The 746-nt window shown below is 48.1% G+C and carries 1 protein-coding gene; it reads right to left on the bottom strand.

Annotated features, from left to right (window positions below):
* Positions 1 to 4: 4 nt before the first annotated feature.
* The coding region (locus R7Q09_RS25290; RefSeq protein ID WP_318143839.1) for a DHH family phosphoesterase at positions 5 to 746 on the bottom strand (742 nt) is incomplete at its 5' end.

Below are 746 nucleotides of genomic sequence, written 5' to 3' on the forward strand. Positions count from 1 at the left end.
AATGCTATGCGTAGTACGTTTCTACCGCATCAATAAATGCATTCACATCTTCTTTGCGTAAGGCATTAATACCTGCAGCCGCCTCTCGCCCACCACCTGTCGGGAACTGCCCACACACGGCAACAGCACCTTGTTTATTGTTCAATGGTGCACGGAGTGAAACTGTGTAAGTACCATCTGCGTTTTCTGTGAGTACCGCATGCGCAGAGTCTGGATTTTGGTTTGCCAGCCAGTTGCCATACACACCGCTGATTCGACGTGATGCAGCCGTGTTTGGTAGCTCAAACAACTTCAATGTGTCGCTTTCATATGTGGCTGGTACCGCTTGCGCGGCATCCATGTCTTGTTGGTAAGCTGATTGCAATTGATAGTAAGGCGAGGTTTTTTCTTCAATGACTTCGAATGGCGAAATATATTGGACCAATGCTCGGTATAAATCCGCAGGATGGAAATGAAGGTCGTCGACTTTCGAGCCATAACCGTTGTAGTTGATTAATGTACCGAGCTCTTTTAACTGCGCTTTTTGCTCGTTATTAAGTCCGGCTTGATCCGCCAGCGCATCCGCTTTAGCAATCAAGTTATCACCGTAAGCAGCGGTGATCGCCCAAGTATGAAAGCGTCCTTCCAGCAACTTATCGACAATCAAAGCGGTACACATATTAGCGTCAAGATCGATGTGGGCGTCCAAATTACCGTGTTGAGGAATGTCACCAGCGTTGGGGTGATCGGCGGAAAACACGTGAGCG

It is taken from the genome of Vibrio sp. 2130-1 (assembly GCF_033339515.1).